The sequence below is a fragment of the Cognatishimia sp. 1_MG-2023 genome (genome assembly GCF_030548175.1).
GTDB lineage: Bacteria > Pseudomonadota > Alphaproteobacteria > Rhodobacterales > Rhodobacteraceae > Cognatishimia.
This window is the reverse complement of sequence record NZ_JAUORX010000006.1, coordinates 1-12261: the sequence shown is the minus strand read 5'-3', so window position 1 is coordinate 12261 and position 12261 is coordinate 1. Positions and strand designations below refer to the sequence as shown.

The window sequence follows — 12261 nt, the reverse complement described above, 5'->3', positions numbered from 1 at the left end:
GGGGACCGGTATCACTATCTGCGAGGCTGCCATGCGCATCTTAACGAAGACGATATTTGCCATCACTTTGATGGCCGGGACAGCATTTGCCGATACTCCGGTGAATCCTGTTGAACAAGCGATCGAACGGGAACGCGCTGCGGTTGCTGCCTTGAGTGGGCAGAAGCTAAAGGATCTGTTCCAACGTAAGAAAGCGCCTGAGGCGGTTCAAATTGAACGCTCTCGTGCGTGGATCGACAGCCAGCCGGTTGTTGCCAGTGGTGATGCTCAGTGGGAGTGCCTGACACAGGCGCTGTACTTTGAAGCCCGTGGTGAAAGCGTGCGTGGCCAGTTTGCGGTGGCCGAGGTCATTTTGAACCGTGTCGACAGCAGCCTGTTTCCGAACACGGCCTGTAAGGTGATCAACCAAGGGACCGGTCGCAAGTTCGCGTGCCAGTTTACGTTTACCTGTGACGGCCATCCCGAAGTGATCCGCGAGAAAGCGGCACATCATCGGATGGGTAAGATTGCAAAGCTGATGCTGGAAGGCGCACCGCGCGATCTGACAGACGGTGCAACTTACTATCACACCAAGGCTGTGAACCCGCGTTGGGCGCGTAAGTTTGCGCGCACGACGACAATCGGTGTGCATCACTTTTATCGCCCACCAACACGGCTTTCGCAAAACTAAGCGATATGGCATTGGGCTTATGCGACTGCTATAGCGGCGCATAAGGAGCCTTTGCCATATGACCAACGATCTAACATCTGCGTTTTCTCATCCTGAGTCTCGGGCTGTTGCTATGGCGATGCCTGACGTGGCGGATCGATTGTCACTACGGGATCATATCGTCGAGGTCGAGATCGGCGCATTTCAAGCAGAGCGTGACATGACGCAACGGGTGGCCTTTGACATCGTTGTTGAAGTGGCCGCACCGGATGCGGATTTGGATGACGATGTGGATCGCATCCTGTCCTATGACCGTATTACTTGGGCGATTGAACACGAGCTTGCCGCCGAGCGGTTGAACTTGCTCGAAACATTGGCTGAACGCATTGCGGATCGCATTCTGAACGAACCACAGGCTTTGCGGGTGTTTGTGCGTATTCAGAAGCTGGATAAAGGCAATGGCAAGCTGGGTGTCGAGATTGTGCGTGTGCCTGGGCAGGGCGCTGCGCACGATCTGGATTTGCGCCAGCCGGTTGTTGCGTTTCTAAGCAATGATGCCTTGGCGAGTGATTTATTGCCATCATGGTTGGCGCAATTGGGTACGGCTGGTGGCCCACTGGTTTTGGCGTTGGATGTGCCGGAAACCCGGCTAAAGGCTGCGAGTGCCGCGTCTCAGCGACAGATTGATTTGCTGGCGATAGAGCAGGCGGCGTGGCAGTTGGCTGCGGTGCAGTCCGATTTAACAGTGGCGGCGACGCGCACTGAGTTGGACTGGGCGATGAAGAACGGCCTGCCATGTGTTTGGGCCCCTTCAAAGCTGGTGATGGATGCAACGGACGAGCCGCCACTGGCGCCAGAGGCTTTGGCGCTTTGGTTTGCAGAGCAGTGGGGCGCGCAGAAACTGGTTGTGATCGGCAAAACCCTGCCGGAGCCACACACAATTCCGACGCAGTTCGTAACACTCTGTCAATCCCAGCTTTGAACTCTTGCCAAGTAAGGCGTGATCGCCCATTCCATTGACATGAAAACCTACTATCGTCCCATACCCCAAACTGACGCCGCGCGTCCGCCAGAGGCATTGACGCTTGCTGGTGGTTGGTGCTGGTTTACCCATGTTGAATGCCTGACACGCGGCAAGGCACCCCGGATTGCGGGTGTTGCTGACCTTCCTCAAGAAGCATTGATGCATTTGATAGGCACGCGTGCGGATGTGGCAGGTTTGCCGATGGCAACGCCGCAGATCATGGGCATTTTGAATGTGACGCCAGACAGTTTTTCGGATGGTGGGCAGTTCAATGGGCTGGATCAGGCGGTCGACCGGACACAGGCGATGATTGATCAAGGTGCGACGATCATTGATGTTGGGGGGGAATCCACACGGCCGGGATCTGGTTATGTCGAAGTTGAGGCCGAGATTGAGCGCACAGCACCGGTGATTGCAGCGGTTGCGCCAAAGATTGACGTGCCGATCAGCATTGATACCCGCAAGGCCCCAGTGGCGGCGGCCGCATTGGCGGCGGGCGCGACTTTGGTGAATGACGTCTCCGGTTTCACCTTTGATGCGGAGCTGGGACCGTTGGCGGCTGCAAAGGGCGCGCCGGTTTGTATCATGCATGCGCAGGGCGATCCGGCGAATATGCAGGATGATCCCAGCTATGATGACGTCCTGTTGGACGTTTACGATTTTCTTGAGGCGCAGGTCAGTCAGCTAGAGGCGCTTGGCTTGTCCCGTGGGCAGATTGTCGTTGATCCGGGGATCGGATTTGGCAAAACGCTTACTCATAATCTCGCGCTATTGGCGCGTATCAGTTTATTTCACAGCCTTGGCTGCCCGATCTTGCTAGGCGCGTCGCGCAAGCGGTTCATTGGCACGATTGGCAACGCGCCAGACACGCAAGATCGCGTGCCCGGTTCGTTGGCGGTTGCGATGGAAGGCATCGCACAAGGCATTCAATTTGTTCGCGTACACGATGTGGCGGAAACCAAGCAGGCTTTTGACCTTTGGCAGGCTGTTACGACAGGAGTAGTTAACGATGGCACGTAAGTTTTTTGGCACCGATGGGGTGCGTGGCACAGCCAACCAATATCCAATGACCGCCGAGATGGCGTTGAAACTGGGGGCGGCTGTTGGGCGTTATTTCCGCAATGACGGTGATAACCAGCACCGGGTTGTTATTGGTAAAGATACGCGTTTGTCTGGCTATATGTTTGAAAGCGCACTGACGGCGGGTTTGACCTCTACCGGGATGAACGTGCTTTTGCTTGGCCCTGTGCCGACGCCTGCGGTTGGTTTGCTGACCACATCTATGCGTGCCGATCTAGGTGTCATGATTTCTGCGAGCCATAACCCGGCGATTGATAATGGGATTAAGTTCTTTGGTCCGGATGGTTTTAAGCTGTCTGATGACGCAGAGCTAGAGATTGAGCGGCTTGTGCTGGAAGGTGTTGAAGCTGCACAGCCGCAGAACATTGGGCGTGCGAAGCGGATTGATGATGGTCGGTTCCGTTATATTGAGCGGGTTAAAAGCGCGTTGCCGTCGTCTTTGCCATTCAAAGGCATCAAGGTTGTTGTCGATTGCGCAAATGGGGCCGCTTATCGCGCCGCACCAGAGGCGCTTTGGGAAATGGGTGCTGAGGTGATCGAGATTGGTACGTCGCCGAACGGGACCAATATTAACGAGAATTGTGGTTCAACCCATACTCAAACAGCCTCTGAAGCCGTTGTTGCGCATGGTGCCGATGTGGGTATTGCGTTGGATGGCGATGCGGATCGCGTGATGATCATCGATGAAAATGGCAAGGTTGCGGATGGCGATCAGGTCATGGCGCTGTTGGCAGATCGCTGGGCGCAGACTGGGCGTCTAAAGGGCGGGGCGCTGGTGGCGACCGTAATGTCAAACCTTGGGCTTGAGCGGTTTATGCAAAGCAAAGGTTTGCGGCTGGAGCGTACCTCTGTTGGTGACCGATACGTTGTTGAGCGGATGCGCAAGGGCGGCTTTAATCTAGGTGGTGAACAGTCTGGCCATATTGTCATGACGGATTATGCAACCACGGGTGATGGCCTGCTGGCAGGCTTGCAGTTTCTGGCCGCGATGGTTGAGACAGGGAAGCCCGCAAGCGATCTATCGCAAAGCTTTGAGACTGTGCCGCAGCTATTGAAGAACGTGCGTTATGGTACAGGGCAAGCGCCGCTAGAGGCTGCTTCGGTAAAAGCGGCCATTGCGGATGCAGAGGTGCGTTTGAATGGCCAAGGGCGTCTGTTGATCCGTAAATCCGGCACAGAACCGTTGATCCGTGTAATGGCAGAATGCGAAGACTCTGGGCTGCTGACGGACGTTGTGGACGGCATCATCGCTGAGGTTCAGGCCAGCGTCTGACTTTAAGCGCTGCGGCCTGTGAATAACCGCCGCAGCGCGCCAAATTGGCTGAGGCCAACACCCCCTAAGATCAATGCAAGGGCGAGTAGGGTGGTTGGCGGCAATGGTTCACCCAAAACCAACGCTCCCATGAGGACGGCCCAGATTGGCACCTGATAGTTGGTCAGGCTCATGAAGGTTGGGCCAGCTTCGCGGACCACCATGACGCGCAGCAGATTGGCCGCGGCTGTGGGGATAAGGCCAAGCACCGCGACAACCAAAAAGGTTTGGCGATCAGGGGTTTGGGGCACGCCCTCGGCCATCAGGGCGACCGGGATGATTACAATTGCACCAAACCATAGCAGCATTGTCGCAAGGCCGACTGAATCGACCGGCGGCAAACGGCGCACAATGATGGAGCAGCACGCATAGCTGGCTGTGGCGCCCAAGATAGACAGACGCCCCCAGAATTCGAGGTCGGCCCCTGTGCTTTCAAAGGCTTTACCACCGATCAGAATGGCGACGCCAATGAAACCAATGACAAAGCCGCCAACTTTGCGCGGGGTCATCTGCTCACCGGGAACAAAGATATGTGCCAGCGGTAGGATCATCAGCGCGATGGCTGTCATGCAAATGCCGGTAAAGCTAGAGGTGACATGTTGTTGCCCCCAACTGATCAGGAAAAAGGGCAAAGCGGAACTGCCAATACTGGCGATAGCGAGTGGCAGATAGGCCTTTTTGTCATGGAACAAACGAAAGCCGCGAAAGCCCCAGAATGTTGTTAGCAAGACCGTTGCAAAGCTAATGCGTGCGGCCGCAAGCCAGACGGGCGTCATCCCCTCTAACGCCAATTCGATCAACAAAAATGTGGACCCCCAGACAAATCCTAGGATCGCGATCATGGCCCAATGACGGCCTGCAATTTCTGGCATCAATTTACCTCGTCTCAAAATGCAATTGACCCCGCCACTGGGGCAGGGTCAATTGATTTCACTTCGAGACGCATCAAACTATGTGCGTCTAGCCACGCAATTTGTGATGCAAGATGATTGGCACGACCAAGTCTTCTTCATCTGCTAAGTGGCGGTCTAGAAACCGTTTGATGCTTTCGCCCGCTTTCAGCATAGCTGGTAGCTCTTCACGTGTGTCCTTTGGGGAAAGGCGCTCTAGCTGAAGGTAGCGATTGGCGGCATCTGTAAAGGTGTCAAGGAGCGCGTCCATTTCTGTATGGTCGGTTTCCAGCATCTCTAACCCGCGCAGAAACCGCGGATCGGCAGCTTCGAGCTCGGGAAAGAAACTGTGGTCTTCCCAATGATGATGGCCATGCAGATTGTTCACCAGTTGATTGCCGTAATGGCTAAGGCGGCTGGCGTAACGTTCTGTTTCCATTTCCTTTTCAAGGAGTTTTTCCGTATCCTTTACGATGATGTCGCCAAGTTGGCGGAACATTTGGTGGGCCCGCATCCAGTTTTGGGTGGCGGTGGCGAAATTCGGGTGACCCGGCCAATCTTCGCGCGGATAATCCCGAAGCAAGAGTTGCATCTCTTGGGGCAACCCTTGTCTTGCGTGGATGTCATATGTGGTCATGCATCCTAAGTCGTATCAACGCAGGCCTTGGACAAGGGCAATGCCTGTGCGGGGATGAACCGGGGCTGTGCGCGGGTTAGGTGACAGTATGGTAAACTTCGGTTCGCAACTTATCCGCTGGCGCTTTGTCCGGATCATCAATGTAGATTTCCCAAACAGGCATAGATGATTTGAGCGAATGCGATTTGGCATATCCCCAAATGGCACCATGGGTTTGTTTTAAATCCATGTAGGGGCCAACGTGTTGCGCATGCAGGGCTGATCCAGCGGGGATGCTATCCGCTTTGACGTCACCAGTCGCCTTTTTGGCATCTTCCGGAGTGACAAAAAAGCCTGAACGAAACTTCATATTGGTGCCGGGGATTTTGGTATAGACGGTGATCGGGGCGCTTAGCGGCGTAATTCCAACCTTTTGAATAAAGCCGAAAATCTCTGCAAAGGCTGCGCCCATTGCAGCGGCAATTGCTGTCGGGTCAGTGATGCGCGCCTTGCCTTGTACATAAATATAGGTCTGCGTTTCAAAGTCTTGTTTTTCAATGTTCAAATTGGCCTCCCTCAATACTCCCGCTTAAGGTTAGCGCAGGGATTGTGGTTCGCCAAAAGAAAAACGCCCCACCAAATGGCAGGGCGTTCAAATGTTCTAAGCTTAGGCGCTTAGTTCTTAGCTTTATCAACCATTTTGCCTGCAGAGATCCAAGGCATCATTTCACGCAGCTTTTGACCAACAACTTCGATCTGGTGCTCGTCGTTCGCACGACGGGATGCTTTGATTGTTGGCTGACCAACAGCATTTTCCAGCATGAAGTCGCGAACGAATTTACCAGACTGAATGTCAGCTAGGGATTCTTTCATCGCTTTCTTGGTTGCTTCGTATGGCAGGATGCGTGGGCCGGTGACGTACTGGCCGTACTCTGCAGTGTTAGAGATCGAGTAATCCATGTTCGCGATGCCGCCTTCATAGATCAGGTCAACGATCAGCTTGGTTTCGTGTAGACACTCGAAATATGCCATTTCAGGTGCGTAGCCTGCTTCAACCAGCGTTTCAAAGCCACAACGGATCAGTTCAACGATACCGCCACAAAGAACAGCTTGCTCACCGAACAGGTCAGTTTCACACTCTTCGCGGAAGTTTGTTTCGATGATGCCGGAACGACCGCCACCAATTGCGGAGCAATAGGACAGACCGATTTCAAGCGCTTTGCCTGTCGCGTCGCGATCAACCGCAACCAAGCAAGGCACGCCGCCACCTTTGGTGTATTCGCCACGTACTGTGTGACCTGGGCCTTTAGGCGCCATCATGATCACGTCAACGCCTTCTTTTGGCTCAATCAGGCCAAAGTGAACGTTCAAGCCGTGTGCGAATGCAATCGCGGAACCTGGCTTGATGTTGTCGTGTACGTATTTCTTATATGTTTCTGCCTGAAGCTCATCTGGCATTGTGAACATGATCACGTCACACCATGCAGCCGCTTCGGCGATACCCATAACGGTCAGGCCTTCGCCTTCGGCTTTTTTCGCGGACGCAGAGCCTTCGCGCAGAGCAACAACAAGGTTTTTCGCACCAGAGTCGCGCAGGTTCAGCGCGTGTGCATGGCCTTGGGAGCCGTAACCAAGGATGGCTACTTTTTTGTCTTTGATTAGGTTGATATCGCAATCGCGGTCGTAATAAACGCGCATGTCAGCGTCCTCTCGTTTGTGTTTGAGGCGATCATAGAGTGGTTTTCGGCAGGTTCGAGTGTTGATTGCATGAATTTCGGGTCATTTTAGATGTTTTTATTCGCCTAACTTCGGTTTACTATGAAATTCATGCTTGATGATCTTGATCGGCGCATTCTGCGCCTTATGCAAAGCGACCCAATGCGGTCGATTCCGGATTTGGCCGAGCAAACGGGCCTGAGCGGTACGCGCCTATCGCGCCGTATTGAGAAGCTGCGCGAACTTGGGGTTTTGCGCGGTGTGCGTGCCATCATTGATTGGCGCGCTTTAGGCTATGAGGTCGAGGTCAGCCTGCGCGTTACCTTGGACAAAACCCAAACCCGCGCGTTTGATGATTTTATTGCAGCGGCGCGTGATATTGCGGAAGTTATTGAAATCCAAACGTTTCTAGGGCGCGTTGATGTGCGCCTTTCGGTGATTGCGCGGGATATGGTCCACTATCAACAAATCTACCGCGCCCAAATCCTTGCCCTGCCGCATATCGCTGACATCGAGGCATTGATGCATGTCGCCCGGATCAAAGCCGATGAAAGCCTGCCGCTATGATCACATTGGATGATATTGACCGTAAAATCTTGCTAGCACTGGCACAGGACGCGACCCAAAATGCAGGTGCGTTGGGCCGCAAATTTGATCTGAGCCAACCCGCCACATGGCGACGCATCAAACGTCTGCAAGAGGCAGGGATCATTGCGGGGCGAAAACTTGATCTGGATAAGGAAAAGCTGGGCTTTGGCGTGACCGTCTTTTTGGGTATCAAACTCGCGACCAAAGGTCGGGTCAGCCTTGACGACTTTGAGCGCGCAGTCGCTGCCATTCCAGAGGTACAAACCGTCGAACACGTTTTGGGAATGTATGACTACCGTCTGCGTGTCACGGCCCGCGATATTTCAGATTTTGAACGCGTCCTGCGCCGTCGGGTGATGACATTGCCCGGTGTCGGCGATGTCGAGGCGAATGTGCTTTTGTCTGAGGAAAGCCGCCCGGGTCCGCTTTAACGTATCTTTAGGCTTTTTCTTGATCCAAATACCTCGGGGTCCGGGGCAGCGCCCCGGCGCGTGCAGAATTCCTCAACGCGCGCCCAAGCCCATTTGCATGAGCATTTTGCGCACCGGCGCCAAGCCATATAGCGCATTCAATCCAGCAGCTCGCGCATTCCGCAACAGCGGAGTTTCCACCATCGACGCGCGGTTTAGCAGATCAATACCCTTCACGCGCAATGCCACGTCGCCGTGACGTTTGCGTTGATAGGTCTGCAGCATTGCGGCATCGCCAAGTTTTGCAGGGTCTGCTTTGGCCAAATCCAACAGAATGCGCATGTCACCAAGTGACGTGTTTAATCCCTGCGCCCCGATTGGGGGGACGACATGCGCGGCCTCGGCCACCAACGCCAAACGTTCGCCAATAAAGCGGTCCGCGACTTGGCTGATGATCGGCCAGATCGTGCGGTTTGACGCTAGGGTCAATGGGCCAAACAAGCTGCAGCTGCGTTCTGTCATCTCGCGTTCAAAATCTGTGACGGGCATATCGAACAGGTCTTGCGCGCGTGGTGCACGCTCCATCCAGACCAAAGCTGACGAGGGTAAACCGTTGTAGTCGGGTAGGGGCACCAGTGTGAATGGCCCGCCCGTGCGGTGAATTTCAGTAGAGACGTTTGCGTGCGGGATAGGATGTGTCACGGCAAAGGCCAGTGCCTTTTGGCCATAGCGCGTTGTCTTTACACCGATATTCGCAGCATCGCGCATCTTGGAGTTGCGCCCGTCGGCCGCGATCACCAATTTGCAGCGGCTCTTGCTGCCATCACTCAGCTGTACCTGTGCTTCGGCCGCACGGGTGAATAATCCTGTTGTTGCCGTGCCAAGCCGTAGGTCAACATTCGGCATCTCTTGCAATTGCGCGATCATCTCGCGGCGCAAAAGCCAATTGGGCAGGTTCCAGCCAAAGGGTTGATCAGAAATATCGCTGGCGTCAAAATCTTTGACAGTCCGCGGCTCTGCCTTTGGCCCGCCTGCATCAACGATCCGCATAATTTGCAGCGGGGCAGCATGTGCATCCAGTCGATCCCAAAGTCCCGCTTCTTCAAGTAAGCTGCGCGCGGGCTGTAAAAAGGCGGTGCTGCGCAGGTCTGATCCGGCTTTGTCCTGTTCGGTGATGGGCTGCATTGGGTCCACACATTGCACCGAAAACCCAGCCTGTGCGAAGGCTGCTGCTGCCGTCAGACCAGCAATGCCGCCGCCCGAGATTACGATGTCATATGTGTTTTGCATCTCAGCCTCCTGCTGTCTGGTTTAGATATGCGTTTGCCTACGCAATGCCAAGCGTCAGGCTGTCACATGAGACGGCTCAGAAAGTCAGTCAGGTCGTCTGTGTGGTGATGAATGTGGTCGGCGGCATGGGCCTCTGGCGCCACGTGAACGGTGCGCAGACCCATATCATGGGGCGCTTGTAGATTGCGGTGATCATCTTCGAACATCGCGGCACGTTCCGGTGCCAGCCCATCTGCCGCAAAGATCGTTTCAAAGGCCGCGCGCTCTGGTTTGGGCAGGTATTCTGCATGTTCGATGCCGTAAATCGCATCAAACAATCCATCTAGGCCGCGCCCTGCTAAAACTTGTTCGGCATAGGGCGCTGTGCCGTTGGTGTAGATGATACGACGGCCGGGCAGCTCGCGGATGTGATCGGCCAGTTTAGGATCAGGGATCAACGCCTCGAACGATATGTCATGGACGTCGACCAGAAATGGATCCGGATCCAGATCGTGTTCACGCATGAGGCCGGACAATGTGGTGCCATATCGTGCCCAGTAATCCGCGCGCATGCTGTGTGCTTTTTCTGTGCTGATACCAAGAGTGCGGACCATATACTGAGTCATCTTCTCTTCGATCTGATCAAAGAGGCGCACCGCTGGCGGGTATAATGTGTTGTCTAGGTCAAAGACCCAGGTCGTCACATGCGAGAAATCGGGTTTAATCATGGGCGCAAGCTAGACTTGGTGGGCTGCAAGTCAATGCTTTGCTTGCATGTTTTGTGCGCAAATGCATAAGCTCGACGCTAAGCACAAGGAGATAGGCCGCATGAGCCAGCAGCGCCCGCAACAAAAAGACGCTTATACGTTGATCCTAGACGCGATTGACGGTGGGATGTTCAAGCCGGGTGATCGTCTGGTGGAAAGTGACTTGGCGGATAGATTTGGCGTGTCGCGCACGCCGATCCGCGAGGCATTGCAGCGGCTGGAGACGCAATCCTTGTTGGCCCGTGATGGGCGCAGCCTGATTGTGGCATCTTTGGATCACAACCAACTTTCAGAACTGTATGCGGTGCGCAGTGAGCTAGAAGGCTTGGCCGCGCGATTGGCCGCGCGTCATGCCACACCGGAAGAGGTGCGTGTTCTGCAATTGATGGTCAAAGAAGATATGGATCTGGTGGGGGATGCCAATGCTTTGGCGCGTGCCAATCGTCGGTTCCACAAGATGATCCATTTGGCGTCACACAACCGGTATTTGGTGCAGCAGCTTGATTTGGTACATCGTTCTATGGCGCTGTTGGCAACGACGTCATTGGCAGCAGAGGGGCGTGGCGAAATGGCATTGTCTGAGCATGGGGCCATTGTTGATGCGATTGAAAACCGTGATGAAGATGGCGCTTATGCGGCGTTGAAAACCCATATTTCTCAGGCCTTTGAGACGCGTTTGAAGTTAAGCGCCGATAGCTGAGAAATTGGCGGATTGGCCTTCTGGCGTTTGGCCGTGGGCGGTTTTATCCCAGTAGAATGGATTCACTATCAGCTCGAACAAGGCCTTGTATGCGCCGAGCGTCGCGAGTGGGAAATAGATTGGCAGGGTAATCGCCCAAAAGATCAACCCATTGCGTTTTTGGCCGATCATCGACAACCCGGCCAAGATGGTGTCCAGCAGTGAAACCGATACAAATAAGGCAATGACGCCTGTCATCAATGGTGCGGGCAGGCCATCGAACCACGGCAGGGATACGCCCAAGGCAAGGCACCAAAAGCTCCAGATAAAGGGGGCCAGTAGGAACTGCGCCAGGGTGCTTAGGAAAATCACGTTAAAGCCAATGAATTTACGCAACCCGAGTCTGCGATAGAACCGCAGCGGGTGACGCATGTGCACGAGGAAGGTGATCATATACCCTTTGAGCCATCGAGAGCGCTGTTTCACCCAGCGTTTCATATGGCAATTGGCCTCTTCCTGCGTGACGGTAAAGGCCAGCTCGGTGCGGTATCCGTAACAACATAGACGTACGCCAAGGTCCGCGTCTTCGGTGACGTTATGGGCATCCCAGCGTCCGATTTTTTCGATAACATCACGGCGTAGAAACAGGGTCGTGCCGCCAAGGGGGATGGCGGCCCCTAATCGAGACATGCCGCGCAGGACGACACGAAACCACATGGAATATTCCAATGTAAAACAACGGGATAACCAGTTTGTATAGGGGTTGTAGTAATCAAGGATGCCTTGCAGACAAGCCACATCATCATCAGCTTGGGCAAATTGATTGGCGATGACCATAAGCTGTTCGGGATCAGGCGCATCCTCGGCATCCCAGATGCCTATGATGTCGCCGCGACAAAAATCCAACGCGTAATTCAGCGCGCGTGGTTTGGTGGTTAGCCCACTGCCACCCGGTACCTCAATAACACGCATCCATTTTGGTAGATTGGTTTTCGCCAAAGTCTCGCGAGTGAGGTTATCTTTTTCTTCTAACACGAGGAGGACATCCAAAAGGGCGTGTGGATACCGCAAGGTTGATAGTCTGCGTATAAGCGCACCTGCAATTTCGGTTTCTTTGTAAAGCGGTACCAGCATCGAAATTTTGGGTAATTTGCTCGGGGGTACATTGTTTGTATTGGGGGGGACAAACCGGCGACTCGCGAACAAAGCTGATATTTTCATTCCGGCAGACATGAATTGCATTGTAACGGCAATGAGCGTC

General features: G+C 54.3%; 14 protein-coding genes. 7 read left to right on the top strand and 7 right to left on the bottom strand.

What is annotated here, in order from left to right; translation table 11 throughout:
• Nucleotides 1-31 precede the first annotated feature (31 nt).
• From Q4544_RS11165 to glmM, 4 genes are read left to right on the top strand one after another with little or no spacing between them, the layout of a single operon-like run.
• Nucleotides 32-670, top strand: a complete 639-nt coding sequence (locus Q4544_RS11165; protein WP_303506287.1) for a cell wall hydrolase — start codon at nucleotides 32-34, stop codon at nucleotides 668-670.
• Between the two features lie 58 nt (nucleotides 671-728).
• On the top strand, nucleotides 729-1631 hold the full coding sequence (locus tag Q4544_RS11160; protein ID WP_303506285.1) for a dihydroneopterin aldolase: 903 nt from the start codon (nucleotides 729-731) through the stop codon (nucleotides 1629-1631).
• Nucleotides 1632-1670: 39 nt separating this feature from the next.
• Nucleotides 1671-2693: a dihydropteroate synthase gene (folP, locus tag Q4544_RS11155; protein ID WP_303506283.1), complete on the top strand. Its 1023-nt coding sequence runs from the start codon at nucleotides 1671-1673 to the stop codon at nucleotides 2691-2693.
• Nucleotides 2683-4026: a phosphoglucosamine mutase gene (glmM, locus tag Q4544_RS11150; RefSeq protein WP_303506281.1), complete on the top strand. Its 1344-nt coding sequence runs from the start codon at nucleotides 2683-2685 to the stop codon at nucleotides 4024-4026. The genes folP and glmM overlap by 11 nt, the downstream gene beginning before the upstream one ends.
• Before the next feature lie 2 nt (nucleotides 4027-4028).
• Here the strand turns inward: glmM and Q4544_RS11145 are convergent, their stop codons facing one another.
• From Q4544_RS11145 to ilvC, 4 genes are all read right to left on the bottom strand, one after another.
• A complete protein-coding gene (locus Q4544_RS11145) occupies nucleotides 4029-4937 on the bottom strand; it encodes a DMT family transporter (protein ID WP_303506279.1) in 909 nt (302 codons plus the stop codon).
• Nucleotides 4938-5025: 88 nt separating this feature from the next.
• Nucleotides 5026-5592 (bottom strand): hemerythrin domain-containing protein, encoded by a 567-nt coding sequence (locus tag Q4544_RS11140; protein ID WP_303506277.1) that lies wholly within the window; start codon nucleotides 5590-5592, stop codon nucleotides 5026-5028.
• Nucleotides 5593-5668: 76 nt separating this feature from the next.
• Entirely contained in the window at nucleotides 5669-6136 is a 468-nt protein-coding gene (locus tag Q4544_RS11135; protein ID WP_303506275.1) for a GyrI-like domain-containing protein, read from the bottom strand.
• Between the two features lie 110 nt (nucleotides 6137-6246).
• Complete coding sequence (gene ilvC / locus Q4544_RS11130; RefSeq protein WP_303506273.1) at nucleotides 6247-7269, bottom strand: ketol-acid reductoisomerase; 1023 nt, start codon at nucleotides 7267-7269, stop codon at nucleotides 6247-6249.
• A 129-nt stretch (nucleotides 7270-7398) separates the two neighbouring features.
• Here ilvC and Q4544_RS11125 point away from each other — a divergent pair, with 129 nt between their 5' ends.
• A complete protein-coding gene (locus Q4544_RS11125; protein ID WP_303506270.1) occupies nucleotides 7399-7854 on the top strand; it encodes an Lrp/AsnC family transcriptional regulator in 456 nt (151 codons plus the stop codon).
• Nucleotides 7851-8306, top strand: a complete 456-nt coding sequence (locus tag Q4544_RS11120; protein WP_303506268.1) for an Lrp/AsnC family transcriptional regulator — start codon at nucleotides 7851-7853, stop codon at nucleotides 8304-8306. The genes Q4544_RS11125 and Q4544_RS11120 overlap by 4 nt, the downstream gene beginning before the upstream one ends.
• A gap of 72 nt (nucleotides 8307-8378) precedes the next feature.
• Here the strand turns inward: Q4544_RS11120 and Q4544_RS11115 are convergent, their stop codons facing one another.
• Nucleotides 8379-9575, bottom strand: a complete 1197-nt coding sequence (locus Q4544_RS11115; RefSeq protein WP_303506267.1) for a UbiH/UbiF family hydroxylase — start codon at nucleotides 9573-9575, stop codon at nucleotides 8379-8381.
• 62 nt (nucleotides 9576-9637) lie between these two features.
• Nucleotides 9638-10282 (bottom strand): pyrimidine 5'-nucleotidase, encoded by a 645-nt coding sequence (locus Q4544_RS11110; protein ID WP_303506265.1) that lies wholly within the window; start codon nucleotides 10280-10282, stop codon nucleotides 9638-9640.
• A gap of 100 nt (nucleotides 10283-10382) precedes the next feature.
• Here Q4544_RS11110 and Q4544_RS11105 point away from each other — a divergent pair, with 100 nt between their 5' ends.
• Nucleotides 10383-11021: a GntR family transcriptional regulator gene (locus Q4544_RS11105; RefSeq protein WP_303506264.1), complete on the top strand. Its 639-nt coding sequence runs from the start codon at nucleotides 10383-10385 to the stop codon at nucleotides 11019-11021.
• On the opposite strand, the gene Q4544_RS11100 is transcribed toward Q4544_RS11105, so the two are convergent.
• A partial coding sequence (locus Q4544_RS11100; protein WP_303506262.1) for a glycosyltransferase family 2 protein occupies nucleotides 11004-12261 on the bottom strand: 1258 nt, incomplete at its 5' end. The two genes, Q4544_RS11105 and Q4544_RS11100, sit on opposite strands and share 18 nt — an antisense overlap.

Excerpts from the sequence above, each read along its gene's own strand:
- Q4544_RS11120 (WP_303506268.1), top strand. The coding sequence starts at position 7,851 with ATGATCACATTGGATGATATTGACCGTAAAATCTTGCTAGCACTGGCA.
- ilvC (WP_303506273.1), bottom strand. The coding sequence starts at position 7,269 with ATGCGCGTTTATTACGACCGCGATTGCGATATCAACCTAATCAAAGAC.
- Q4544_RS11125 (WP_303506270.1), top strand. The coding sequence starts at position 7,399 with ATGCTTGATGATCTTGATCGGCGCATTCTGCGCCTTATGCAAAGCGAC.
- Q4544_RS11165 (WP_303506287.1), top strand. The coding sequence starts at position 32 with ATGCGCATCTTAACGAAGACGATATTTGCCATCACTTTGATGGCCGGG.
- Q4544_RS11115 (WP_303506267.1), bottom strand. The coding sequence starts at position 9,575 with ATGCAAAACACATATGACATCGTAATCTCGGGCGGCGGCATTGCTGGT.
- Q4544_RS11160 (WP_303506285.1), top strand. The coding sequence starts at position 729 with ATGACCAACGATCTAACATCTGCGTTTTCTCATCCTGAGTCTCGGGCT.
- Q4544_RS11145 (WP_303506279.1), bottom strand. The coding sequence starts at position 4,937 with ATGCCAGAAATTGCAGGCCGTCATTGGGCCATGATCGCGATCCTAGGA.
- folP (WP_303506283.1), top strand. The coding sequence starts at position 1,671 with ATGAAAACCTACTATCGTCCCATACCCCAAACTGACGCCGCGCGTCCG.
- glmM (WP_303506281.1), top strand. The coding sequence starts at position 2,683 with ATGGCACGTAAGTTTTTTGGCACCGATGGGGTGCGTGGCACAGCCAAC.
- Q4544_RS11105 (WP_303506264.1), top strand. The coding sequence starts at position 10,383 with ATGAGCCAGCAGCGCCCGCAACAAAAAGACGCTTATACGTTGATCCTA.
- Q4544_RS11110 (WP_303506265.1), bottom strand. The coding sequence starts at position 10,282 with ATGATTAAACCCGATTTCTCGCATGTGACGACCTGGGTCTTTGACCTA.
- Q4544_RS11140 (WP_303506277.1), bottom strand. The coding sequence starts at position 5,592 with ATGACCACATATGACATCCACGCAAGACAAGGGTTGCCCCAAGAGATG.